This window comes from Pseudomonas sp. CCI1.1, assembly GCF_034348165.1.
In the GTDB taxonomy this organism is placed as follows: Bacteria; Pseudomonadota; Gammaproteobacteria; order Pseudomonadales; family Pseudomonadaceae; genus Aquipseudomonas; species Aquipseudomonas paracarnis.
In genome coordinates, this window is sequence record NZ_CP133780.1 from 2926464 (window position 1) to 2949432 (window position 22969).

23 protein-coding genes are annotated in these 22969 nt (G+C 60.7%); 6 read left to right on the forward strand and 17 right to left on the reverse strand.

What is annotated here, in order from left to right:
- Window positions 1–45 precede the first annotated feature (45 nt).
- The 6 genes from RHM69_RS13055 to RHM69_RS13080 all read right to left on the reverse strand — a co-directional run bounded on the left by RHM69_RS13055 (window position 46) and on the right by RHM69_RS13080 (window position 5500).
- Window positions 46–1485, reverse strand: coding sequence for a PLP-dependent aminotransferase family protein (locus tag RHM69_RS13055; protein WP_003193472.1), 1440 nt, complete (start codon window positions 1483–1485; stop codon window positions 46–48).
- Window positions 1486–1749: 264 nt separating this feature from the next.
- Entirely contained in the window at window positions 1750–2562 is an 813-nt protein-coding gene (locus tag RHM69_RS13060) for an OmpA family protein (RefSeq protein ID WP_014719534.1), read from the reverse strand.
- On the reverse strand, window positions 2559–2921 hold the full coding sequence (locus RHM69_RS13065) for a DUF4398 domain-containing protein (protein WP_014719535.1): 363 nt from the start codon (window positions 2919–2921) through the stop codon (window positions 2559–2561). The genes RHM69_RS13060 and RHM69_RS13065 overlap by 4 nt, the downstream gene beginning before the upstream one ends.
- A 9-nt stretch (window positions 2922–2930) precedes the next feature.
- Window positions 2931–3746, reverse strand: a complete 816-nt coding sequence (locus RHM69_RS13070; RefSeq protein WP_058410706.1) for a substrate-binding periplasmic protein — start codon at window positions 3744–3746, stop codon at window positions 2931–2933.
- A 72-nt stretch (window positions 3747–3818) separates the two neighbouring features.
- Window positions 3819–4748, reverse strand: a complete 930-nt coding sequence (locus tag RHM69_RS13075; protein ID WP_014719537.1) for an electron transfer flavoprotein subunit alpha/FixB family protein — start codon at window positions 4746–4748, stop codon at window positions 3819–3821.
- Between the two features lie 2 nt (window positions 4749–4750).
- Window positions 4751–5500, reverse strand: a complete 750-nt coding sequence (locus tag RHM69_RS13080) for an electron transfer flavoprotein subunit beta/FixA family protein (RefSeq protein ID WP_014719538.1) — start codon at window positions 5498–5500, stop codon at window positions 4751–4753.
- A gap of 516 nt (window positions 5501–6016) precedes the next feature.
- Between RHM69_RS13080 and RHM69_RS13085 the strand changes: the two genes are divergently transcribed.
- Complete coding sequence (locus RHM69_RS13085; protein ID WP_200600977.1) at window positions 6017–7681, forward strand: electron transfer flavoprotein-ubiquinone oxidoreductase; 1665 nt, start codon at window positions 6017–6019, stop codon at window positions 7679–7681.
- 168 nt (window positions 7682–7849) lie between these two features.
- Here the strand turns inward: RHM69_RS13085 and RHM69_RS13090 are convergent, their stop codons facing one another.
- On the reverse strand, window positions 7850–8743 hold the full coding sequence (locus RHM69_RS13090; RefSeq protein ID WP_003193483.1) for an AraC family transcriptional regulator: 894 nt from the start codon (window positions 8741–8743) through the stop codon (window positions 7850–7852).
- A 181-nt stretch (window positions 8744–8924) separates the two neighbouring features.
- On the opposite strand from RHM69_RS13090, the gene RHM69_RS13095 reads away from it, so the two are divergent.
- Window positions 8925–9977, forward strand: a complete 1053-nt coding sequence (locus RHM69_RS13095) for an NAD(P)-dependent alcohol dehydrogenase (protein WP_133633152.1) — start codon at window positions 8925–8927, stop codon at window positions 9975–9977.
- Here RHM69_RS13095 and RHM69_RS13100 read toward each other — a convergent pair whose 3' ends face one another.
- From RHM69_RS13100 to RHM69_RS13125, 6 genes are all read right to left on the reverse strand, one after another.
- Window positions 9978–10781, reverse strand: a complete 804-nt coding sequence (locus RHM69_RS13100; RefSeq protein WP_019820600.1) for an IclR family transcriptional regulator — start codon at window positions 10779–10781, stop codon at window positions 9978–9980.
- A 181-nt stretch (window positions 10782–10962) separates the two neighbouring features.
- Window positions 10963–11928, reverse strand: a complete 966-nt coding sequence (gene araH / locus RHM69_RS13105; protein WP_200601034.1) for an L-arabinose ABC transporter permease AraH — start codon at window positions 11926–11928, stop codon at window positions 10963–10965.
- A gap of 22 nt (window positions 11929–11950) precedes the next feature.
- Window positions 11951–13450 carry an L-arabinose ABC transporter ATP-binding protein AraG gene (gene araG / locus RHM69_RS13110; protein WP_200601035.1) on the reverse strand — a complete coding sequence of 500 codons (1500 nt, stop codon included), beginning with the start codon at window positions 13448–13450 and terminating at the stop codon, window positions 11951–11953.
- A complete protein-coding gene (locus RHM69_RS13115) occupies window positions 13447–14427 on the reverse strand; it encodes a substrate-binding domain-containing protein (protein ID WP_200601037.1) in 981 nt (326 codons plus the stop codon). Before RHM69_RS13115 ends, araG begins: the two co-directional genes overlap by 4 nt.
- Window positions 14428–14459: 32 nt before the next feature.
- Complete coding sequence (locus tag RHM69_RS13120) at window positions 14460–15281, reverse strand: SDR family oxidoreductase (RefSeq protein ID WP_014719545.1); 822 nt, start codon at window positions 15279–15281, stop codon at window positions 14460–14462.
- A 237-nt stretch (window positions 15282–15518) separates the two neighbouring features.
- Window positions 15519–15998 (reverse strand): GNAT family N-acetyltransferase, encoded by a 480-nt coding sequence (locus tag RHM69_RS13125; RefSeq protein ID WP_010208407.1) that lies wholly within the window; start codon window positions 15996–15998, stop codon window positions 15519–15521.
- Window positions 15999–16186: 188 nt separating this feature from the next.
- Between RHM69_RS13125 and RHM69_RS13130 the strand changes: the two genes are divergently transcribed.
- The 4 genes from RHM69_RS13130 to RHM69_RS13145 all read left to right on the forward strand — a co-directional run bounded on the left by RHM69_RS13130 (window position 16187) and on the right by RHM69_RS13145 (window position 18554).
- Window positions 16187–17383 carry an MFS transporter gene (locus tag RHM69_RS13130; RefSeq protein WP_200601039.1) on the forward strand — a complete coding sequence of 399 codons (1197 nt, stop codon included), beginning with the start codon at window positions 16187–16189 and terminating at the stop codon, window positions 17381–17383.
- A gap of 85 nt (window positions 17384–17468) precedes the next feature.
- The gene (locus RHM69_RS13135; protein WP_014719547.1) at window positions 17469–17807 is read left to right on the forward strand and encodes a hypothetical protein; all 339 of its coding nucleotides are present in this window, start codon (window positions 17469–17471) and stop codon (window positions 17805–17807) included.
- Between the two features lie 51 nt (window positions 17808–17858).
- Entirely contained in the window at window positions 17859–18125 is a 267-nt protein-coding gene (locus RHM69_RS13140; RefSeq protein WP_014719548.1) for a hypothetical protein, read from the forward strand.
- Between the two features lie 48 nt (window positions 18126–18173).
- Window positions 18174–18554, forward strand: a complete 381-nt coding sequence (locus RHM69_RS13145) for a Rho termination factor N-terminal domain-containing protein (protein ID WP_014719549.1) — start codon at window positions 18174–18176, stop codon at window positions 18552–18554.
- Between the two features lie 117 nt (window positions 18555–18671).
- Here RHM69_RS13145 and RHM69_RS13150 read toward each other — a convergent pair whose 3' ends face one another.
- The 4 genes from RHM69_RS13150 to RHM69_RS13165 form a co-directional block, all read right to left on the reverse strand.
- Window positions 18672–19583, reverse strand: a complete 912-nt coding sequence (locus tag RHM69_RS13150) for a PfkB family carbohydrate kinase (RefSeq protein WP_014719550.1) — start codon at window positions 19581–19583, stop codon at window positions 18672–18674.
- Entirely contained in the window at window positions 19576–21042 is a 1467-nt protein-coding gene (locus tag RHM69_RS13155; protein WP_014719551.1) for a purine-cytosine permease family protein, read from the reverse strand. Before RHM69_RS13155 ends, RHM69_RS13150 begins: the two co-directional genes overlap by 8 nt.
- A 187-nt stretch (window positions 21043–21229) precedes the next feature.
- Entirely contained in the window at window positions 21230–22231 is a 1002-nt protein-coding gene (locus tag RHM69_RS13160) for an ADP-ribosylglycohydrolase family protein (protein ID WP_072435756.1), read from the reverse strand.
- Window positions 22228–22941 carry a GntR family transcriptional regulator gene (locus RHM69_RS13165; protein WP_019817200.1) on the reverse strand — a complete coding sequence of 238 codons (714 nt, stop codon included), beginning with the start codon at window positions 22939–22941 and terminating at the stop codon, window positions 22228–22230. The genes RHM69_RS13160 and RHM69_RS13165 overlap by 4 nt, the downstream gene beginning before the upstream one ends.
- Window positions 22942–22969 lie beyond the last annotated feature (28 nt).

Here is a 22969-nt window from a genome sequence, read left to right on the forward strand (position 1 = left end):
CGGCATGACAAGGGCACAGATCAGTCTTGTGTCCTTTTGCTCGCCTCAAAAACCCGCTGCGGCCTCCTGGCACAGCTGGCTGGCAAGCATTCCCAGGGTCATCAACGCCCTCTCCGCCTCGCGGTTCCACGGCGTGCCGCAATTGAGGCGAATACAGTGGTTGAACTGTTCGGTATTACTGAAAATCAGCCCTGGCGCAATGCTGATGCCTTGTTGCAGGGCACGCACATGCAGTTCCTGAGTATTGACCCGCCCCGGCAAACTGACCCACAAGATAAAGCCGCCGGTCGGGCGGGTCATTTGGGTGCCTTCGGGGAAATACTGCTGCACCGCCAATTGGAAGGCACTGAGGTTCTTGCGGTATTCCTGGCGGATGTAGCGCAAATGACGGTCGTAGCCACCGTTTTCCAGATAGGCCGCGACGCCCATCTGCGTGACGCTGCAAGCAGAATGCGTGCTGAACATCTGCAGGCGCTGGATTTCCTGCTGGTACTTGCCGGCAATCATCCAACCAATGCGCACGCCCGGCGACAAGGTCTTGGAAAAGCTTGAGCAATAGATTACCCGGTCGAGGCGGTCGTAGGCCTTGAGGGCTTTGGTGCGGCCGAGTTCGAACATCAACTCGCCGTAAATGTCATCTTCGACGATCTGGATATCGAAGTCCGAGGCCAGGCGCAGCAACTGTTTCTGCCGCTCCTCCGGCATGGTGCCGCCCAGCGGATTACTCAGGCGCGTGGTCAACACCAGCGCCTTGATCGACCATTGGTTGGCGGCCAGTTGCAGGGCTTCCAGGCTCATGCCTGTGGCGGGGTCGCTGGGGATCTCGATCACCTTGAGGCCCAGCAGATCAGCCAATTGCAGCAGGCCGTAATAGGTGGGTGATTCAGCCGCGATCAGGTCGCCAGGGCGCGTCAGCACGCGCAACGACATTTGCAATGCATCGACACAGCCGTGGGTGATCACCACTTCGGAAGGGTCCACCACCACGCCCGCATCGCGCATACGGATCGCCACCTGGCGCCGCAATGGTTCAAAGCCAGGGCTGAACATGTAGCTGAAGGCCCGTGGGCTCTGGAAACGCGTGACCTTGGCCAACTGCTGATGCAGTGCCCGCACCGGCAGGTAGTCGACACTCGGCACCGCCGCGCCCAAGGGAAACACCCCTTCGCGGCGCGACTCGACCAGCACCTGCTGGATGATACTGCTACGGGTGACCAACCCTGGGCGCTCGACCCGTGCGATATCAGGCGTAGGCGCCGTGAGTGCTGGCGTCTGGTGCACGTAATAGCCCGACTGCGGCCGCGCCCGGATCAGCCCCTGGTCTTCCAGGTTGGCGTAGGCCTGCAGCACCGTGGCATGGCTCACATTGAGCTGGGAACTCATCTTGCGCACCGACGGCACGCGCTCCCCCGGTTGGTAGACACCGCGCCGGATGTCCTCAGCCAGTTGCTGGGCAATACGTTGGTAAAGCAACAGATTGGTCATGACGCAGCACTCGATTTCACGGGTATTTTATTTTTGTGTGAAACATACCGGCACAGTTTAGAAGTGTACGGGGACAGTTGCCACAATAGTCGAGCGCGGGCGGGAGTGACAGTAAAAACTGCGGGGGAGCTGGGGTGGGCATCGCCGAAACGAAATGTGGGAGCGGGCTTGCCCGCGAAAGCGGTGTGTCAATCAGTACATTCGGTACTGAGCCACCGCATTCGCGGGCAAGCCCGCTCCCACAATTTGGATCTGCGTCAGACTTTAGCGTACTGCGCCCAATTGGCCCTTCTCGTCAGAGAACACAATTTCCACTCGGCGATTCTGTGCACGACCACGCTCGGAGGCATTGGCTTCCACCGGGTATTGGTCGCCATAGCCTTCGACCTCGATGCGCTTGTCATCAATACCCAGGTCCATCAACAGATCGGCCACCGATTGAGCACGGTCGCGGGACAGTTTCAGGTTTTCCTGCTCGCCACCGGTGTTGTCGGTGTAGCCCTCGATGCGCACCCGACGCTTGGGGTTCAGTTGCAGGAATTGCACGATCTTGAGCACCGTGCGGTTGGCCGAGTTCTGCAGTTCAGCTTCGCCGGTGTCGAACAGTACGTCCCCCAGGGTCATCACCAGGCCACGGTCGGTCTGGGTGGTGAGGCTGGCGATTTGCGCTTCAACCCACTTGCCCTGCTGTTGCACGCTGGCCAGCTTGTTTTCGCGCAAGGCCAGTTGCAGGCGCTGACGTTCCAACTCCAGTTGGGTGCCGCGCTCGGCATTCAGGCCCTGCTGGGTGTGCTCTCGGGCGATGGCGCTGTAACGCTGGCTCAGGTAAGCGTAATGCACCACATCCGCGCCGCTGCCCCAGTAGCTGGACAGGCGATCGGCGCGGGCCAGGGACTCGCCGGCGCGGATCACGTCCTTGGGGGCGAAGCGCAGTACGTTGGCGTCTTCCTTGACCTTTTGAAAGTCATCGCCGGCCTGCTGCAACGCCTGCTCGCTCGTGGGTTGGCTGGCACAGCCGCCCAAGGCCGCGCCGCCCAGCAGCAGTACACAGCTCAAACTACGGATCATCGGGCTCATTGTGCGTCTCCCAACTGCAGTTGCTTACGCAGGCGAGTGATACGGGTATTGAGCACGTTCAATTGTTCCTGGCTCTTGCCGGTCAGCACTTTGGCTTCGGCCAGGCGTGCGTCCAGCTCAGCCTGCTCGGCGCGCATCCGCGCTCGCTTGTAGGATTGGTCGGCCATGTTGCCCTTGGCCCGGGCGAATTTTTCTTCGGCCAGCTTCAGTTCGGGGGATTCATCGGTGTTGGCCCCGACCGCGGTGGCTTGTTCCAAGGCTTGCTGGGTCAGGCGCATTTGTTCGATCGGCGCAGGATCGGTTGCGCATCCCGCCAGCGCGACAACGGCAAGGGCCGCGAAAAGAGCTCGAAAAATCACTGTAAATCCCTACTTTGTTGGGGTGCCGACAGGTTGTTGCAGTTGCGCTTTCCAACGCTCCAGATTGCGCTGCAGCGCGGCTTGAGCGGCACCGGAGGCGGGCAATTCTGTCATCTTTTTCGTCAGCTGTCCGCGAAGCCAAGGATCATTGCAGGCCGAGTTGTGGGAAATCGCCAGGTACAGGCCAGGCTGGTCGACAGGCACCTCATGGGCCACCAGGTCATTACTCATGCCCAGGGTCTGGGCCATGGCCATGCCGGAATAGCGCCCAGCCAGCACGTAGTCCACTTCACCGAGCAACAGTTTCTGGAAAGCCGGCGTCAAATTGGGCAGGCGTTGCAGGTTGAGTTGCTGGCTGGCGAAGGTTTCGAACTCCGCGCTCAAACGCGCACGTTCCGAAACTGCGCCTTTGTGGCCGTGCAAATCGGCGGCGGTGGAATAGACCACGGCTGAATCCTTGCGCGTCCATACCAGGTAGTCGGTCTGCATCAGCGCCGGATGGATGTAGTCGAAGTGGTCCAGCTCACCCAGATTCAGCGGTGCGTCGGCGAGAATGTCCATGCGCCCGCTACGCGCTTCATCCAGGGCCAGGGAGCGTTTGCCGCCATAGAGCAGGTCGATTTTCAGCCCGAGGTCCTTGCCCACTTGTTGCAGCACGTCAGCGGTCGCGCCGATCAGGTGCGTAGGGTCCTGAGGGTCGCGCCAGAGCAAAGGCGGTGCGTCCGGGCTGCCGGTGATTACCAGGCGCTCGCACTTGCCGGCGGCGAGCGTCAGGCTCGGCAGCAGCGTAAGGCCCAGCAGTAAGGCCCAGGGGCGCAGTTCCATGGCAAGACTCTCCCGATCAGTAAAAAAAAACCCGGTCATAAGACCGGGCTCTTTATAAGTGAAGCGGCTGGATTAGACCAGCTTCTCCAATTCAGGTACGGCTTCGAACAAGTCCGCCACCAGGCCATAATCGGCTACCTGGAAGATCGGCGCTTCTTCGTCCTTGTTGATCGCAACGATCACCTTGGAATCTTTCATACCGGCCAAGTGCTGGATAGCGCCGGAGATACCGACGGCGATGTACAGCTGTGGCGCAACGATCTTGCCGGTCTGGCCGACCTGCATGTCGTTGGGTACAAAGCCTGCGTCGACAGCAGCGCGGGAAGCGCCGACCGCAGCACCCAGCTTGTCGGCCAGGGCGTACAGGTGTTTGAAGTTGTCACCGTTCTGCATGCCACGACCGCCGGAAACGACGATCTTGGCAGCGGTCAGTTCAGGACGGTCCGACTTGGCCAGCTCTTCGCCGACAAAGCTGGAAGTGCCAGCGTCGTGGGCAGCGGAGACGGCTTCAACGGCAGCCGAGCCACCTTCGGCAGCAACCGGGTCGAAACCGGTGGCGCGCACGGTGATGACCTTGACCGAGGCGTTGGACTGCACGGTAGCGATGGCGTTACCGGCGTAGATCGGGCGCTTGAAGGTGTCGGCGCTTTCTACCGAGATGATCTCGGAGATCTGGTCAACGTCCAGCTGCGCGGCAACGCGTGGCAGGATGTTTTTGCCGTTGGAGGTAGCGGCGGCCAGGATGTGGCTGTAGCCAGCGCCAAGCTCGGCGACCAGCGGTGCAACGTTTTCCGGCAGCTGATGCGCATAAGCGGCATTGTCAGCGTTCAGGACTTTGCTCACGCCTGCGATTTTCGCAGCGGCTTCAACCACGGCGCCAGCGCCCTGCCCTGCTACCAGGACGTGGATGTCCCCACCGATTTTAGCGGCAGCGGCCACGGTGTTCAGGGTGGCCGGGGCCAGAACCTTGTTGTCGTGTTCAGCGATTACCAAGATAGTCATGATTAGATTACCTTCGCTTCGTTTTTCAGTTTCTCGACCAGTTCAGCCACCGACTTGACCTTGATGCCCGCGCTGCGTGCAGCCGGCGCTTCGACTTTGACGGTCTTGTTGGTAGAGGCGGTGGAAACGCCCAAAGCGTCCGGAGTCAGCGTCTCCAGAGGCTTCTTCTTGGCTTTCATGATGTTTGGCAGGGACGCATAACGCGGCTCGTTCAAACGCAGGTCGGTGGTGACGATGGCCGGCAGTTTCAGGGAAACCGTCTGCGCGCCGCCGTCGATTTCACGGGTAACCGCAACGCTGTCGCCGCTCACTTCGACTTTCGAAGCGAAGGTGCCCTGGCCGTAACCGGTCAGTGCAGCCAGCATCTGGCCAGTCTGGTTGTTGTCGCTGTCGATGGCTTGTTTGCCCAGGATCACCAGCTGAGGCTGTTCCTTGTCGACAACGGCCTTGAGCAGTTTGGCAACGGCCAGGGAGGTCAGCTCTTCAGCAGACTCCACCAGAATGGCGCGGTCGGCGCCCAGGGCCAGAGCGGTACGCAACTGCTCTTGGGCAGTGGTCGGCCCGATGGACACCACGACGATTTCCGTCGCCACGCCTTTCTCTTTCAGGCGTACGGCTTCTTCCACAGCGATTTCGCAGAAAGGGTTCATCGACATCTTGACGTTAGCAAGGTCGACGCCGGAATTGTCCGCCTTGACGCGAACTTTCACGTTGTAATCGACAACGCGTTTGACAGCTACAAGAACCTTCATGGATTCCTCGTTACTCTCCGGTGAAAAGAAAGTCGCCTAGGCGAACCTGGCGGTTGATGCTCATCGGCACACAAGGGCACCTCCAAAGACCTCGGCAGTGGCCTTGCACACGGGAAATGACGACCGTTCGTCAGTGGTGACTGAGAGGTCATTCTTTATCGCGGCGTGTAAACTGCGCTCCAACGTTGGGGGGCGCATCACCTTTATTGCCTTCAGCCTGTCTTTGGACGTGCTCTTGAAACCTGCAGTCTGCCTACGGGAAGCGCAAAACCGACCGTATCTTGACCGGAACGCCTATTCTGGTCAATACGGCAAAATGGTCAGTCATAAGCCCCGTTGCTTTGATTTATCTAGGCTGCAGGCAATTCAAACAAACGTTTGTATTGGACGCTGTCAGTGGTCTATATATAATGCGCCACCTAGAGAGACAGGTGGGTGCTGCCTTCGCGCAGAACTACACCGAACCTCCACCCATTAGAAAAAAAAGCCTGTTGAGCCTTGAGTAGGAGATAGCCTGTGGAACGCGAATACATGGAATTCGACGTGGTCATCGTCGGCGCTGGCCCGGCTGGCCTGTCTGCCGCCTGCCGACTGAAGCAGAAGGCCGCCGAAGCCGGTAAGGAAATCAGCGTCTGCGTGGTCGAGAAAGGCTCCGAAGTCGGCGCCCACATCCTCTCCGGTGCCGTGTTTGAACCCCGTGCCCTGAATGAATTGTTCCCGGACTGGAAAGCACTCGGCGCCCCGCTCAACACCCCGGTGGTGCGCGATGACATCTATGTACTGCGCAGCCCGGAAGCCTCCACCAAGGTGCCCGACTTCTTTGTGCCCAAGACCATGCACAACGAAGGCAACTACATCATTTCCCTGGGCAACCTGTGCCGCTGGCTGGCCCAGCAGGCCGAGAACCTGGGCGTGGAAATCTACCCAGGCTTCGCCGCCCAGGAAGCGCTGTTCGACGAGAACGGCGTGGTACGCGGCATCATCACCGGCGACCTTGGCGTTGACCGTGAAGGCAAGCCAAAAGACGGCCTGTACACCCCGGGCATGGAACTGCGTGGCAAGTACACGCTGTTCGCCGAAGGCTGCCGTGGCCACATCGGTAAGCAACTGATCCAGCGCTTCAACCTGGACAGCGACGCCGACGCCCAGCACTACGGCATCGGTCTGAAGGAAATCTGGGAAATCGACCCAGCCAAGCACCAGCCGGGCCTGGTGGTGCACACCGCCGGTTGGCCGCTGGACATCATGGGTAACGAGAACACCGGTGGCTCGTTCCTCTATCACCTGGAAAACAACCAGGTGGTGGTCGGCCTGATCGTCGACCTGTCCTACAGCAACACCTTCCTGTCGCCGTTCGATGAGTTACAGCGCCTCAAGCACCACCCGGTGCTGGCCCAGTACCTGGAAGGCGGCAAGCGGGTCAGCTACGGCGCCCGCGCGATCTGCAAAGGCGGCCTGAATTCGCTGCCGAAGATGGTCTTCAAGGGTGGCGCGCTGATCGGTTGCGATCTGGGCACCCTGAACTTCGCCAAGATCAAAGGCAGCCATACCGCGATGAAGTCCGGCATGCTCGCCGCCGACGCCGTGGCCGACCGCCTGTTTGCCGAATCCGAGGGCGGCGACGAACTGACCGCGTATGTCGACAGCTTCAAAGCCAGCTGGCTGTATGAGGAACTGTTCGCCAGCCGCAATTTCGGCCCGGCCGTGCACAAGTTCGGCGCGATCATTGGCGGCGGTTTCAACTGGCTCGACCAGAACATTTTCGGCGGCAAGATCCCTTTCACCCTGCACGACACCAAGCCGGACTACGCCTGCCTGAAGCTGGCCAAAGACAGCCAGAAGATCGACTACCCCAAACCCGACGGCAAGTTGAGCTTCGACAAGCTGAGCTCGGTGTTCATCTCTGGCACCAACCATGAAGAAGAGCAGCCGTGCCACTTGAAGCTCAAAGACCCAAGCATCCCGATCGGCACCAACCTGCCGCTCTACGATGAACCGGCGCAGCGCTACTGCCCGGCTGGCGTGTATGAAGTGGTGACCAAGGAAGACGGCGAGAAGCGCTTCCAGATCAACGCCCAGAACTGCGTGCACTGCAAGACCTGTGACATCAAGGACCCTTCGCAGAACATCACCTGGGTGACACCGGAAGGTGCGGGTGGGCCGACTTACCCGAATATGTAAGTCGTTCGCTTAACCCAAAAAGGCTCCCGAGATGGGAGCCTTTTTTGTGGGCGACATCGAAAAAAATGTGGGAGCTGGCTTGCCTGCGATGGCGGCCTTCAGGTGCCAAATGTATGGCTGACCCGCCGCTATCGCAGGCAAGCCAGCTCCCACAATGACCTTGTGGTGTCAGGCGGCCCGCTCTTCACCTGGGTTGCGCAGGAAATAGCGTTTGTACTCCCGGCTGAACTGCGACGTACTCTGGTACCCCACCTTGTGCGCCGCCTGCGCCACACTCATGCCTTCCACCAGCAGCAACTGCTGGGCCTTCAATAACCGCAAGCGCTTGAGGTACTGCACCGGTGACAACAAGGTGCAGCGTTTGAAATGCTCATGAAAGGTCGAGGCACTCATGTGCGCAAATCCGGCCAACGTCTCGATATTCAGCGGCTCGGCGTAATGGGCATGCAGGTGATTCAATGAGGTGGCGATGCGCGAAAACTGCCCCTGTTGTTCCACCAGCGCACGCAACACATCCGCCTGAGGCCCACGCAAGGCGGTGAACAACAATTCGCGCACCCGCGCCGGGCCCATGATCCGGCTTTCCAGCGGATCGTGCAGGCACTGCAACAACCGCTCGACGCAGCCGCGCATCGCATCGTCCAGCACCACCGAACTCATCGATTCCAAGGTCTGCGCGGTCGGCGGTGGCCCGGCCTGCATGCCCATGGCAATCACCAACTCGCCCAACACCACGCGGTCGATGCCTACCGTCACGCCATACAGCGGCGCCTCGGGGGCCATGGCAAAGGTCTCGCATTCGAACGGCACCGGCATCGCCTGGATCAGGTAATGCCCGGCGCCATACTCCAGCGTGCGCGGGCCAAGGTAGGCGACTTTGCTGCCCTGGGCCACGAACATCAGGCTTGGCTCATAGATCTGCGGCCCACGCGCCACATCGCAACTGGCGCGCAGCACCTGCACACCGGGCAAGTGAGTCGGGGAAAAACCGTCGCGGGGCGTGAGCCCTTCGATCAAGGCAACCAGCGTGGCATTGGCGTCCAAATGGCGGGTCAACAGCATGGCAAAAAACTTCGCGAATAAGGGATGACAGCATCATCGCAGGTCTGGCGGCCAATATATCCAAACCTCAGGCACTGCCGGACGAATAGGCATGAGACTCGGAGCATTTGCCATGTTCGCGCCCCCAGGCCGACGCGCAGAATTCGCCACCTCTGCAGTCCAAGCTTTTGTGAGGTTTACTATGTACACCGCCATCGGTTACGCCGCCCAGTCGGCCACCACGCCCCTCGCCCCGATGTCATTTGAACGCCGCAGCCCGCGCGTCGATGACGTGGCCATCGAGATTCTCTACTGCGGCGTGTGCCACTCCGATATCCACCAGGCTCGCAACGAGTGGGGCATCGCCGTGTACCCGTTGATGCCGGGCCACGAAATTGTCGGCAAGGTCACCGCCATCGGCGCCAATGTGACTGCCCATAAAGTCGGCGACCTGGTGGGCGTAGGCTGCATGGTGGACTCGTGCCGTCACTGCGAAGCCTGCCAATCGGACCTTGAGCAATACTGCCTCGAAGGCCCGACCATGACCTATGCCACGCCGGACCGCGTGGATGGCAGCAACACCATGGGCGGTTACTCCGACAGCATCGTGGTCAGCGAACATTTCGTGGTGAAGATCCCGGCCAAGCTCGACCTGGCCAGCGCTGCGCCGATCCTGTGTGCAGGTATCACCACTTACTCGCCGCTCAAGCACTACGGCGTGAAAGCCGGCGATAAAGTCGGGATTCTCGGCATGGGCGGTCTGGGCCACATGGGCATCAAGTTCGCCAAGGCCATGGGTGCCGAAGTGACGCTGTTCACGCGTTCGGCGAGCAAGGCCGAGGAAGGCCGTCGCCAGGGCGCCGACCATGTGATCGTGTCCACTGATGCCGAGCAGATGAAAGCTGCTGCCGGGCACTTCGACTTCCTGCTCGACACCATCCCGGTGCAGCACGACCTGAACCCCTACCTCGATGTGCTGCGCTTTGACGGCGTGCATATCCTGGTCGGCCTGATCGAGCCGGTGGACCCGCCCGTCAATGCCGCCAAGCTGGTATTGGGCCGTAAAGTCTTGGCCGGCTCGCTGATCGGCGGCATTGCCGAAACCCAGGAAGTCCTGGATTTCTGCGCCGAGCACAACATCACCTGCGACATCGAGATGCTCGACATCCGGCAGATCAACGAAGCTTACGCACGCATGATTGCCGGTGATGTGAAGTACCGCTTTGTCATCGACATGGCAAGCCTCAAAGCCTGATCAGGCCTTGGCGCCCAACTCCGCTGACAGCCGGGCTGCGACCTGTTTGATCACAGGAATCAGCTCGGCCATTTTCTCCAGCGGCATGTAGGGCACCGTACTGGCGATGCTGATGCCGGCGACGATGCGCCCGCTGGCATCGCGCACCGGTGCGGCCACGCAGCGGATCGAAGGCTCGTTGTCTTCGAGGTCAAACGCGTAGCCACCCTCGACATACTCATGCATGCGTTGTTCGAGCTGCGCCCAGGATTGCTCCGGGTGCTGCGGCCATTGCAGGCTTTTGCCCGCCGTCGGCAAGCTCGCCTCGTACAAGCGCTGCCACTCCTGCGGCGAGTCATCCAGCATCAACGCCTTGCCGATACCGGTGCGCGCCAACGGCATGCGATGGCCGACCCGCGAGCGCATTTCCGGCCCATTGCGGCCGGGGTTCTTGTGCAGGTAAAGCACCTCGTCGTACTCACGAATCGCCAGGTGAATGGTATCGCCGGTCAGCGCCGACAATTCATCCAGGTAGGGCACCGCCAGGTTCACCAAGGGCAACTCTTCACGGGCCTGGAACCCTAACTCGATCAGCTTGGGCCCCAGCAGATAACCGACCTGGGGCACCACACGCAGGTAACGCTCGTCCACCAGGCAACTGGCCAGGCGGTGCGTCGTGCTGCGCGTGGTGCCGATGCGCCGGGCGATCTCCTTGAGATCCCGCGCACCAGCCGCCACCGCTTGCACCACCCCCAAGCCGCGCAACAGGGTCTGGGTGCCGGTGGGGGCGGCGTCTTTGACGGGGGTGGGGGCGTTTTCCTGCATATCGGGCCTATAAGTATGAAAGCGGGGGCATTATGGCAAATACCGCCCTCCTGAACACAGAAGATCCAAGGTGGGAGCTGGCTTGCCTGCGATGGCGGTGGGTCAATTAAAGATGGGCTGGCTGACACACCGCTATCGCAGGCAAGCCAGCTCCCACAGTTTGATCTTCACAGGGCGAACATCAGCGTTGCTTCATGCGGTCGATGATGACGGCCAGCAAGAGGATCGAGCCACGAATCACATATTGGTAAAAGGTATCGATGTTCTTCAGGTTCATCGCATTCTCGATGATCGCCAGAATCAACACCCCGGCAATCACATGGCGGATCATGCCAATGCCGCCGCTCAACGACACACCGCCCAGCACACAGGCCGAAATCACGGTCAGCTCGAACCCCTGGCCAATCATCGGCTGGCCCGAGGTCATGCGTGACGCGAGGATCACCCCGGCCAAGGCGCCGATCAAACCGTGCACGGCAAAGATGATGATCTTGGTGCGATCGACATTCACCCCCGCGAGTAACGCGGCTTCCTGGTTGCCGCCAATGGCCATAGTGTTGCGCCCGTAAGTGGTGTAATTGAGCAACCAGCCAAAGAACACAAAGCACAGCACGGTGATGATGATCGGCACCGGCACGCCCAGCAGCTGGCCGTTGCCGAACACGAAGAACCCTTCATTCATCACCCCCACCGCCTTGCCGTTGGAGAAGATGTAGGCCAGTCCGCGCACGATCTGCATGGTCGCCAAGGTGGCAATCAACGCGTTGATGCGCAGCTTGGCGATCACAATGCCGTTGATCAGCCCTACCACCAGGCCCATGGCCAAGGCTGCCGACACGCCGAGTGCCACGCTGTCGGTGTCGCGCATCACGATGCCCGCCACCACCCCGGCACAGGCGATCACCGAACCCACCGACAAGTCGAAGTGCCCCGACGCCAGGCAGAACAGCATGGTGCAGGCGGCGATACCCACGGTGGAAATCGCCAGACCGAGGCCGCGCATGTTCAACGGAGACAGGAAGTTATCGATGAACACCGCGCTGAGCACAAAAATGCCCAGCGCCGCCAACAGCATCACCCAATCATCGAGAAATTTGCGCTGATTGAAACCTGACCAGAAGCCCTTTGCTGTTTTTACCTCAGACATAGCCAAACCCTCTTATTCTTGTTCAAGCCCGCGACTGTGGCAGCGCCAGTTGCAGCAGGCGCGCTTCATCCGCTTGGGCGCGGGGTAACTCACCGGTCAAGGCGCCTTCACTCATCACCAGGATGCGGTCGCAGATGCCCATCACCTCCATCAGGTCGCTGGACACCACAATCACCGCAATGCCGCTGGCCGCCAGGTTATGGATGATCTGGTAGATCTCCGACTTGGCGCCGATGTCGATACCGCGAGTGGGTTCATCCAGCAGCAACACCTTCATCGGCATCGACAGCCAGCGGCCAAGAATGGCTTTCTGTTGGTTGCCGCCGGACAGGTACAGGATCTTCTGCGCCGCGTTCGGCGTTTTGACCCGCATCGCCTGGATCTGTCGGTCGGCGTTGCCTTTCTCCCAGCCTTCGCGCAACAGCCAGCCAAAGGTGGAATGGGCGCCACGGGCGCTGATGTTGATGTTTTCAGCGACGCTGCCCAGCGGGATGATGCCCTCTTTCTTGCGATCCTCCGGACACAGCAATACCCCGGCGGCGATGGCGTCCCGGGGTGAGCGCAGTTGCAGCGCGTGCCCGCACAGTTCCAGGCTGCCGGCACTGGCGCGCTCTAACCCACTGAGCAGGCGAAACAGCTCGGTACGCCCCGCCCCCACCAGCCCGAACAGGCCCAGGATCTCGCCCTTGCGCACCTGGAAACTGATCGGCTCACGCAGGCCCGGGCCGAGCAAGCCGTCCACCTTGAGCGCCACTTCGCCTTGCTCGCGCGGGCGGTAATCGTAGATGTCCTGAATATCGCGACCGACCATGCAGGTCACCAACTGGTCGTGAGTCAGCGTGCTCATGTCCTCGAAAGTACGCACGTAGCGGCCGTCCTTGAACACCGTCACCGCATCGCAGATACGGAACACTTCTTCCATACGGTGCGACACGTAGAGCACCACTTTGCCCTCGTCGCGCAGGCGCGTGATGATCGCCATCAAGCGGTCGATTTCCCGCGCCGATAAACTGCTGGTGGGTTCATCAAAGGCGATCACGTTGGCGCCGCGAGACAGCGCCTTGGCGATTTCCATCAGTTGGCGCTGGCCCAGGGACAGGCGCCCGAGTTTCTCGTCGGGGTCGATTTCATCGGCCAGCCCCTTGAGACACGCCAGGGCCTGCTTACGCAGCAGGCTCCGGTTGACCACGCCAAAGCGCGTGGGCAAATGCCCGAGGAACAGGTTCTCGGCCACGCTCATTTCCGGCACCAGGTGCAGCTCTTGGTGAATCACCGCCACACCGCTGGCGATGCTGTCGGCGGCACACTTGAAGGCCATGGTCTGCGCGCCGATCTGCACCGTGCCGCTGGACGGAATGTAGGCGCCGCCGAGGATTTTCAGCAGCGTCGACTTGCCTGCGCCGTTCTCGCCCATCAGCGCGTGCACCGAATGCGGCCGCGCTTCAAAGCTGATCTGCGCCAGGGCTTTCACACCGGGAAACTCCTTGCCGATGCCATTGAAACGCAGGGCTGCGCCGCTCATTTCCACAGGCCGATCTTGGTCAGTTCTTCCTGGAAATTGGCGCGGGTGATCAAGGTCACTTCGTCCATGGCGGTGTATTTGGCCGGTTCCTTGCCGGTGGTGACCCACTCGTACATCGCCAGCGCGGTGTTGTAGCCCTCGATATGCGGGCTGGGCAGCATGGAACCGAAGAAGCCGCTGTCGGCTTTCTTCAATTCGCCAATGGCGTCGGTGCCATTGATGCCGATGCCGATCACGTTGGCGGCCTTGAAGCCGGCGCTCTCAGTAGCGCGCACACCGCCGAGTACGGTGTTGTCGTTCATGCCACCGATGATCAGGTTCTTCGCCCCGCTCGGCAACTTGACCAGGGCCGAGTTGGTGGCGTCCATGCTGCCGGGAACATCAAGGGTTTTCAGCGCAGCGGTGAGGATGTGGTCCTTGGGAATACCGGCCTCTTCCAGTGACTTGATCGAGCCGTCGGTGCGTTTCTTGCCGGTGTCGAGTTCGTTGAAGGTGTTGATCACCGCATAGGTGTCCTTCCAATCCCAACCGCGTTTTTTCGCTTCGGCGGCCATGGCGGCGCCCTGCTTCTGGCCCACCTCAAACGCGGCCATGCCCAGGTAAGGCACGTCTTCCATGAAGTTGCCCTTGGCATCGACAAAGCGGTCATCCACGGCCATCACTTTCAAGCCGTTGACCTTGGCCTTGGCTACAATCGCAGGGCCCAGGGACACGTCCGGCGGGCAGATCACGAAGCCTTTGGCGCCGTTGGCGGCCAGGCTGTCGATGGCCGACAAGGTCTTTTCGCCATCGGGCACGGCGATCTTGATCACGGTGAAACCATGCTCCTTGCCGGCTTTTTCCGCGAATGCCCACTCCGTTTGAAACCAGGGTTCCTCGGCCTGCTTGACCAGAAAACCGATCTTCACTTCTTCAGCCGATACCCAGCCGCAGAACGCAATCGCCAGTGCCACGGCACCGAGTGTTTGCTTGAACATGGACCACCTCCTTCTTGTTATTGAAAAACGCTTTAGTCGTGGTACATCACAGACCGCCCGCCATCGATCATCAGGCAAGTGGCGTTGATAAAGGGCGCCTCGTCGGTCGCCAGAAACAGTGCTGTCATGGCCACTTCGATGGGCTGGCCAATGCGTTTGGGCGGGTGCAGGTCGAACGCACGCTGGCGTTCGGCGTGGGGGTCAGGGAAACCGTTCCAGTAGTCGACGTTGAGCTGGGTTTCGATATAGCCGGGGGCGATGGCATTCACGCGGATGCCTTTGGGCGCGTACTCGATACCCAGGGCACGGGTTAGGCCGAGCAGGCCGTGCTTGGCGACAGGGTAAGGAAAGCAACCGGGAATGATGTGGCTGGAATGGGTGGACGCGATATTGATGATGTTGCCGATACCTTGCTCGATCATGTGCGGCAACACCGAGCGGCAGCCGTACCAGGCACCGTCGAGGTCGATGGCGAAACAGCGGCGCCAGTCCTCGTCGCTCATCTCCAGCGGGTCACGGAACACGTTGACGCCGGCACAGTTGACCAGCACATCCACACGGCCAAAGCGCTCGATGGCCAGGTTGACCAATGCCTGCCACTGATCCTTGGAAGTGATATCAACCGCGTGGGCGTAAACCTGCGCACCGTGTTCGCGCCAATGAGCGGCGATCTTCTCGACTTTGTCGCCCTGGATATCGGCAATGATCAACCGCGCCTGCTGGGCCTGGAAACAGGCAACGATGGCTTCGCCAATGCCTTGGGCGGCGCCAGTGACGATCACCACCTTGTTCTTCAGCCGCTCGCCGTAAGTCGGCTCGGGCACGGCGGGTAGGGACAACGGTTGCGCCTGCATCGCTTCACCTTTTTATTTTTTGTAGTGAGTGCTGATGCTGGCGACTATAAACCCATCGCCTGAAATATCTCAATATATAAATTATCGTCCCATATAATGGGCGGCACTTGAAAAAATGTGGGAGCGGGCTTGCTCGCGAAGGCGGTCTGTCAGTTAAAGCATGTGCTGACTGATACACCGCATTCGCGAGCAAGCCCGCTCCCACATTCGATCTTTAGTGACTATACGAAAGAGGTTTCAGCCCAGGGCGAAGTCGCGCAGGGCATCGCCTTCCATGCGATAACGCACCCATTCTTCCTGCGGCTGGGCGCCGATGGATTTGTAGAAAGCGATCGCGGGCTCGTTCCAGTCCAGCACGCTCCATTCAAAGCGTCCGCAACCATTGTCAAAGGCGATCTTGGCCAAGTGGCGCAACAACTTCTTGCCCGCCCCGCCGCCGCGTTGCTCCGGGTTGATGTACAGGTCTTCGAGGTACAGGCAGTTACTGCCCAGCCACGTCGAGTAACTGAAAAAGAACACCGCAAAGCCAATCGGCAAGCCGTCGCGCAAGCAGATCAGGCCATGGGCCGTGGCGCCTTCGCTGAAGAGGCTGCGCTCGATGTCCACCACGCTGGCGATCACTTCATGCCGAGCTTTCTCGTACTCGGCAAGTTCAGTGATAAAGGTCAGGATCTGCGCAGCATCGCTGGGCACGGCGGGGCGAATCTCGATGGTCATGGGCGAGCCTTGGGCAAATTCAAAGGCCACATACTAAGACGGTTTGATGGCCGTTTGCAGTGCAATTGATGCCGACGAGCGCGTTTCACTCCGGCGCGGGGTGATGCAAGCATCAGCAACCACAGAACAAAGCCTGCGCACGCCCATGGTAAACAATGAGCATAAATCCAACGATCAGAGACCTGCTCATGCACGTTACGCCACCCGTGGGCACGAAGACATTCGCGCTGTTCTGCCTCGCCAGTTTTCTGTTGTCGCTGTCTTACGGCTCGACCTTTTTGTTGTCACTGCTGATCCATGCCCGTGGCGGTAATGAACACGACGCGGGCAGTGTCATTGCCACGGCGATGCTCAGCACCTTTGTAGCGGTCGTGCTTTCCGGGCATCTGGCTGACGCGCTAGGCGCGGCGCGGGCCATTGCAAGCACCGGCGTATTGTTGGTGGTGGCCTGCCTGGGGTTTGCCCTGACGCCAGGGTTTGGCCAAGGCTTGATGCTGTTTGGATTGTCTCTTGGTTTGGGCTGGGGCGTGTTCTATACCCTGGGCCCGATCATCGTGACGCTGCTGGTGGAACCGCGCCAGCGGGCCAAATATTTCGCCTTGCTCTCGGGCAGTATGTTGAGCGGCATAGGTTCCGGCCCTTTGCTGGGACGCGCCGCCACTGCGCTGGACCTGCCCCTGACAACCGCGTTCTATATCGCCGGGCTCGCCAGCCTCGCCGGGGTGGTGATGTTCTGGCGCATGGGCACTCGGTTGCGACAGCACGCGAATGTGCCAACCGCCAGGATTTCCTGGCGCGCAAGCCGCCGCGTCCTGTCTTCCAAGGCGGCGTTCGCCATCCTGATGGTCGGGCTGGGCGGCTGCGTATTCGGGGGGCTGTCTTCGTTCCAGACCAGCTATGCCGTGGCCCATAAGCTGGACTATTCACTGTTCTTCGCGGGTTTCCTGACAGCGGCTATTACCAGCCGCCTGCTGATCGCCGGTTTCGTGGTCAAGCGCGATGCGTACCAGGCTGCCTGCGTGTTATCCGGGGTAATGTTCGGCGCGATCGCGCTGTTCGCGTTTGGTGTCAGCGGCAACCTCAGTTATGTGCTCGCCGCCGCCACGCTAGGGATCGGGTATGGCCTGACGTATTCGGTGATCAACGGCCTGGTGGCCAACGAAGCGCCCAGCGGCACCACTTCTCAGGCGTTGTTGCTGTTCAGCCTGGCGTACTTTATCGGCGTCTTCGGGTTTCCCTGGCTCGCAGGCAAGATCATCGTCGACTTCGGCCTTGCGACAATGATGCTGAGCGTACTGGTGATCGCCGCACTCAATTGGGCGATCACGGTGGCGCGCTTGATAGCGCGCCGGGTATCGGCACACAAAGTGATACAGGTGACCTGATACCGTTCGTCGCCATCCCGGCACGATCAGCAATCGCGGGCAGACCAATACAGGGTAAGGACATTAATTATATGGAGACACCCTGATGAAACATTCCAATTTTGCTGCCCTCGCCCTCACCGGCCTGTTGTCTGCCGCGTCCTTGAGCGCCTTCGCGGCTAGCTCGACCACGGGCCCCACCGATCCAACGCCGGACGCCACTACCGAATCGCAAAAATCGATGGGCACCGGCATGGACACCAACGGTGGCGCGATCATCGACAACAGCGCTGACCCGCGCACCAAAGGCAACGACACCCAGCGCCAGGCACCGGCGGCCGTGGGCAACGGCAAGATGGGCCCTGGCACGAGCAACAATGAGCCGAAGATCAACAAGGGCGACGACTCGAACATCCCCGGCGCGCAGAAACAACCAGCGCCTTGATGCACCCTTGGTACGACCAACGCCCGACCATTTCCCCGTGAAGAGGTACGCATGAACGTCGATAGAAACCTTGAAAAAGAAGTCCTCACCCGCCTGCTGCACGCCCACCCGCAAGGCTTGGGCAAGGAGGTGCTGGACAATTACCGCGGTGAAAAAGAGGTCGCCAGTGTCTTGGCGTTCCTGCAGGACCGCGGGCTGATCAAGGATGGGCATGTGACCACCGACGACGCCGGCGAATACGCGTTGAACCTGCCGATCAAGCTCACCGCTTCGGGTGTGGATGAGGCGCGCAAGCTCGACGCTCAAAGCACTGAGTAATCCATTTCTGGCCTGGCCCCGCGACCGGGGCCAGAAGGAGTTTTAGCGATGCCTCGTGGAAGCAAAGCCAAATACACCGACGAACAGAAACGCAAGGCCGCTCATATCGAAGACAGTTATGAGCACAAGGGACTGCCCAAGGACGAGGCCGAAGCCCGCGCCTGGGCCACCGTGAACAAACAGTCTGGCGGTGGTGAAAGAGCCGGCGGATCAGGTCGAGGCAAGGCGCCGGCCAAGAAGGCCCAGGACCGGCAGGAATCGGCCAAGCGTGCCGCTGCCAGCCGTGAAGGCCACCCACGCAGCAGCCGTGCTTCGCTGAGTACGCAAACCAAGGAAAGCTTGATGAAAGAGGCGCGGGAAAAGAATATTTCAGGACGCTCGACCATGCGTAAAGATGAGTTGATCCAGGCCCTGAAAAAAGCCGGTTAAACGCAGGACCCATTGTGGGAGCGGGCTTGCTCGCGAATGCGGTGTATCAGTCAGCACATGCTTTAACTGACACACCGCATTCGCGAGCAAGCCCGCTCCCACATTTTTGGGCCTCGTTTATTCAGTCACTAATGCATCGACCTCAGCAGTGCCAGGTGAAGTGGCCGGCCCCCAGCGGGTTACCGCCAATGCCGCCGCTGCGTTCGCTCGACGCGCCGCCTCAACCGGTTTCAAGCCCTTCGCCAACCCGGCAATAAATACCCCTGCATGCGCATCCCCCGCACCATTGCTGTCCACCGCCTTAACCTTGAAGCCAGGTACATGCTCAGTCTGTGCCCCACGCCCTACCCAGCAACCATTTGGCCCATCACGCACAACCAGCAGTGCCTGCACGTGCTGACTCAGCATGGGCAGCGCCTGACTCATATCCGCCGCCCCGGTAAACGCGAGGGCTTCAGGGCCATTGCTGGTCCAGATGTCGATACGCGGCAACAACGCGCGCATCAACGCCGAGTCCGGCGCCTTGACCAGCGGGCCTGGGTCGAACACCACCACGATCTCTCGCGGCAGCGCCAGCAGCCAGTCAAGCAACGGCTGTGCCTTACCTTCAAGCAGCAAGCTGTAGCCACTGACGTACACGTAATCATCAACACGCGGGACGATCTGGGCCAAGTCGTCAGCGCTCAGCTCACCCTCGGCGCCGAGATGGGAAATGAAGGTGCGTTCGGTGCTCGCTTCAGTCAGCGACACGCACAACCCGGTATCTTTGCCAGCGCTGGCCGCCAAGGTCATTTCAATACCTTCGGCCTGCATCGCGGCGCGTGCCAGCTCGCCAAAGCGCCCATCGCCATGGCGACCCAGGTAAACCACCGGCAACCCATTGCGCCGCGCCGCAGCCATTACGTTGAAACCGCCACCGACCTGGAAACTGGCGGAGTTGGCCAGCACATCACCGCCGCTTGCCGGCAAGGTGTCGAGGCCCATGACCAGGTCGACAATGACCTGGCCGGTATGCAGCAATCTAGACATTGGCGCTCTCTGCTAAAGCAGGACGACGGTCAGCCGCCCCGCCCAGTACTGCATATAGTCCGCCGGCTACCAGGAAGGTCACGATCCAGCCCAGGCCGTTATGGCCCAGCCAGGAGTCGGACAACGGCCCGGCAAACCAGATGTTTTCGGCGGTGGTGCCGATGGTGGTGAAGCTGAACCCCAGCACAATGGCCACGGCCCAGGCGCCAAATGCACGCCACTCCACACCGCCGCGATACCAGTAGGCACTGCTGGGGCTGACGTCCAGCAGGTCGGTGGGGCTGTAGTAATGACGGTGAATCAAGTCGACCACGAAGATCCCGACCCACGCCGTAATCGGCACCGCCAGCAGCGAAATGAAGGTGATGAACGGGCCATAGAAGCTGTCGGCGATCAGCATGAAATAGATGGAGCCAGCAAAGATCGCGACGATATCGACAATCACCGCGTGCACGCGCTTGACCTTCAAACCCAGGGTCAACGTCGTCAGACCGGCCGAATACACCGACAGGTTGTTTGACAGCAACAGCCCGCCGAACGCGGTGATCAGGTAAGGCACCGCCATCCAGGTCGGCAGCATGTCGCGGATTGCGATGATCGGATCGGTGGCCGACGCCAGGTCGTTGTTACCCACCGACAGCAGGCCGCCCAAGGTAATCAGCAACACCAGCGGAATACCCGCGCCAAAAGCGGCGCTGGCCACCAGGCGTACAGCCTTGACGCTGCGGTGCTGGTAGCGCGACATATCGGCACCGGCGTTGGCCCAACCAATGCCGGTGCCGGCGGCCATGGTGCCTACGCCAATGATCATCGCGCTCAACGGCGCCGGGGTGGCGTTGAACACCGCGCTCCAGTCGATGGTGGCACACAGAAAGCCGCCCACCAGAATGTTCAGGCCGCCGAATACGTAGGTGGCCCACTTCTGGATCACCAGCAACGTGGCGTGGCCCAGGCCCGATACGGCCAGGGTCAGCAGCACGAAGATGGCAATGAAGATCAGGGTGAGCAGCGGCGCGCTCTTGGCCTCCACTGCCGAGCCGAACAGGATAGAGCTCAACGACAACAACACGAAGGCTGCGGTGGTGGTGTTGACGGTTTCCCAACCCAGGCGCGACATCAGCGACACCAAGGTCGGGCCGATATTGCCGCGCACGCCGAAGATGGCGCGGGACAAGGTCAGGCTGGGCGCGCGACCACGGCGACCGGCAATGGAGATAATGCCAACCACGGCAAAGGAGCCAGCGGCGCCAAGAATCGCGACGATGATCGCCTGCCAGATGGCCAAGCCACGAAACGCCACCAGCGTTGCACCAAGGGGCAAACCGAGGATGCTGATATTGGCCGCGAACCACACCCAGAACAGTTGCAGCGGATGGCCGTTGCACTCACCTTCCGGGACCGGCTCGATGCCGCGTGTTTCCAGTTGCCCGGCGCTTTGGCCGGAAGAGGGACTGCTCATGAAAGGGTGCTCCTGGTGCCTGTATTGTTGTGGTTGTGGCAGCGAGTCGAATCTTTATCCAGTCTTCCTGACTCAACGCTTTTGAATGTGGGAGCTGGCTTGCCTGCGATTGCGGTGGGGCAACCCGCCCAGCGGCCACTGGAAAACCGCTATCGCAGGCAAGCCAGCTCCCACATCAGATTTGTGTTTATCGCAAGGCCAACAACCCTTGGACCAAGGGTTGCACATCCAATCCATTGACTTGCTTGACCTGTTCAACCAACGCCTCAGGCCAGCACTGCATGCCCAGGCACGCCCCCAGCATGGCGCCGAGGATCGCGGCAATGGTGTCGGTGTCGCCGCCCAGGCTGGCCGCCAGGCACAGGGCTTCGAAGGCATTCATATCACCTGACGCCACTTGCTGGGCCAAGGCAAACGAGACCACCACCGATTCCTGGGAAGCCACCGAAGTACCGATCAACTCGTAAAGCAGGTCGGCAAACAACGCTTTGTCGCCGCTGCCGACGCTCAAGGTGCGAGCCCAACTGATGCGGGTAGAAATGCGTCCGCCCGCGATCCAGTGACCATGGCTTTCAGCCTGTCGGGCAATCTGGGTGCCGATATTCAGGGCTTCCCCCAGGTCCACGCCATTGATGCCTGCCGAGACCACCGCCGCCACGGCCGCAGCGCTGGAAATACCCAGGCTGGTGTTATGCGTGACCTGGCACGCCTGGATCACCGCCTGGACAAACCGCCCCGGGTCGCCAACATCGGCGGCGATGCCCACCGGGGTGATGCGCATGGCCGCGCCATTGGTAGTGCCGTAGCGCCCGGATTCTTCCGGGGTATGGCCGGCGAGGATCATGTCGATCGCGCGCTTGGTGGACGGCCCGAGCAAGTCCTGGGAACCCTTGGCGCGCATCCCCGCTTCCCAGTCGATCAGGCGCTGGGCAAGCACGGCGGGCTCGATCTGGCCCTGGCCTTGCACCAGTAACTCGGCAACCAGGATGGCTTGTTCGGTGTCATCGGTGATGGAACCGGCAGGCATGTTGGGCGCAATGGGCTGGTCCGCGTCGGCGTCTTCCAAGGCGGTGATAGCACCGAAGCGCTGTTGAACCTGTTCGCGGCTCAAGGATTGGGTGGGCATGCCCAAGGCATCGCCCAGGGCCAGGCCATAAAAGGCGCCAAGTGCGCGATTTTCTCGGCTCATTTCGACGCTCCAAACTGCAGATGCAGGCGAAAGTGCAACGGGTCAAGCAGGCTTTCGACATGCTCCATGAAACGCTCGCGACGATCATAGGTGGTGCGCGACGCCTTGAGAAATACCGTACCGCTGGGGCGCCCGAGTAATTCGGCGTCTTCATCACTCAGGGGTTCGGCACCGATCCACTGGTCGCCGTCGGCCCCGACGTAGCCGTAGGCGGCCAGGGTGATGGTCAGGGAATTGTCGATCAGCCCAATGTGGGGCAGGTTTTCCAGGTCGCCAACGGCCGGCATCAACGAGCGTTCCAGCGACACCGCTATACCGTCAGCCGTGCGCCGCAGGCGCTCGAGGGTAATGAACTGGTCGGTGCCGAAACGGCTGAACAAATCTGGGCGCGTCACGGTCTCGAAACGCAGGGTATCGGTGCTTACTTGGGCCCCCGTATCGGCCAGGGCCTGGGCCCAACCGCTGCGTTGGTCCAACACCATGCCGTCAAAGGTGACAATCGAACCGACGCCGCTTTGGGTGGCGATGTAGTTGCGACGTTTGAGCTCGGCCAGCGCCTCGCGCAGCGTGCCCCGGCTGACCGCAAACTCCTCGGCCAGTTGGTGCTCGCCCGGCAATAGGAAACCGTCGGCCATGACGCCACCTTCGATACGGCGGATGAGCTCATCGACGACGCGTTTTTTCTTATCAAATCGAACATGTCTAATCATGTACAAATTGATAACCGAAAGCGCGCGT

What these genes read in the sequence shown, in the direction of transcription:
- RHM69_RS13125 (WP_010208407.1), bottom strand. Translation starts at nt 15,998, where the DNA reads ATGACCATCGAGATTCGCCCCGCCGTGCCCAGCGATGCTGCGCAGATC.
- RHM69_RS13145 (WP_014719549.1), top strand. Translation starts at nt 18,174, where the DNA reads ATGCCTCGTGGAAGCAAAGCCAAATACACCGACGAACAGAAACGCAAG.
- RHM69_RS13150 (WP_014719550.1), bottom strand. Translation starts at nt 19,583, where the DNA reads ATGTCTAGATTGCTGCATACCGGCCAGGTCATTGTCGACCTGGTCATG.
- RHM69_RS13100 (WP_019820600.1), bottom strand. Translation starts at nt 10,781, where the DNA reads ATGCAGGAAAACGCCCCCACCCCCGTCAAAGACGCCGCCCCCACCGGC.
- RHM69_RS13135 (WP_014719547.1), top strand. Translation starts at nt 17,469, where the DNA reads ATGAAACATTCCAATTTTGCTGCCCTCGCCCTCACCGGCCTGTTGTCT.
- RHM69_RS13115 (WP_200601037.1), bottom strand. Translation starts at nt 14,427, where the DNA reads ATGTTCAAGCAAACACTCGGTGCCGTGGCACTGGCGATTGCGTTCTGC.
- RHM69_RS13080 (WP_014719538.1), bottom strand. Translation starts at nt 5,500, where the DNA reads ATGAAGGTTCTTGTAGCTGTCAAACGCGTTGTCGATTACAACGTGAAA.
- RHM69_RS13060 (WP_014719534.1), bottom strand. Translation starts at nt 2,562, where the DNA reads ATGAGCCCGATGATCCGTAGTTTGAGCTGTGTACTGCTGCTGGGCGGC.
- RHM69_RS13070 (WP_058410706.1), bottom strand. Translation starts at nt 3,746, where the DNA reads ATGGAACTGCGCCCCTGGGCCTTACTGCTGGGCCTTACGCTGCTGCCG.
- RHM69_RS13095 (WP_133633152.1), top strand. Translation starts at nt 8,925, where the DNA reads ATGTACACCGCCATCGGTTACGCCGCCCAGTCGGCCACCACGCCCCTC.
- araH (WP_200601034.1), bottom strand. Translation starts at nt 11,928, where the DNA reads ATGTCTGAGGTAAAAACAGCAAAGGGCTTCTGGTCAGGTTTCAATCAG.
- RHM69_RS13155 (WP_014719551.1), bottom strand. Translation starts at nt 21,042, where the DNA reads ATGAGCAGTCCCTCTTCCGGCCAAAGCGCCGGGCAACTGGAAACACGC.
- RHM69_RS13160 (WP_072435756.1), bottom strand. Translation starts at nt 22,231, where the DNA reads ATGAGCCGAGAAAATCGCGCACTTGGCGCCTTTTATGGCCTGGCCCTG.
- RHM69_RS13075 (WP_014719537.1), bottom strand. Translation starts at nt 4,748, where the DNA reads ATGACTATCTTGGTAATCGCTGAACACGACAACAAGGTTCTGGCCCCG.
- araG (WP_200601035.1), bottom strand. Translation starts at nt 13,450, where the DNA reads ATGAGCGGCGCAGCCCTGCGTTTCAATGGCATCGGCAAGGAGTTTCCC.
- RHM69_RS13120 (WP_014719545.1), bottom strand. Translation starts at nt 15,281, where the DNA reads ATGCAGGCGCAACCGTTGTCCCTACCCGCCGTGCCCGAGCCGACTTAC.
- RHM69_RS13090 (WP_003193483.1), bottom strand. Translation starts at nt 8,743, where the DNA reads ATGCTGTTGACCCGCCATTTGGACGCCAATGCCACGCTGGTTGCCTTG.
- RHM69_RS13055 (WP_003193472.1), bottom strand. Translation starts at nt 1,485, where the DNA reads ATGACCAATCTGTTGCTTTACCAACGTATTGCCCAGCAACTGGCTGAG.
- RHM69_RS13130 (WP_200601039.1), top strand. Translation starts at nt 16,187, where the DNA reads ATGCACGTTACGCCACCCGTGGGCACGAAGACATTCGCGCTGTTCTGC.
- RHM69_RS13165 (WP_019817200.1), bottom strand. Translation starts at nt 22,941, where the DNA reads ATGATTAGACATGTTCGATTTGATAAGAAAAAACGCGTCGTCGATGAG.
- RHM69_RS13140 (WP_014719548.1), top strand. Translation starts at nt 17,859, where the DNA reads ATGAACGTCGATAGAAACCTTGAAAAAGAAGTCCTCACCCGCCTGCTG.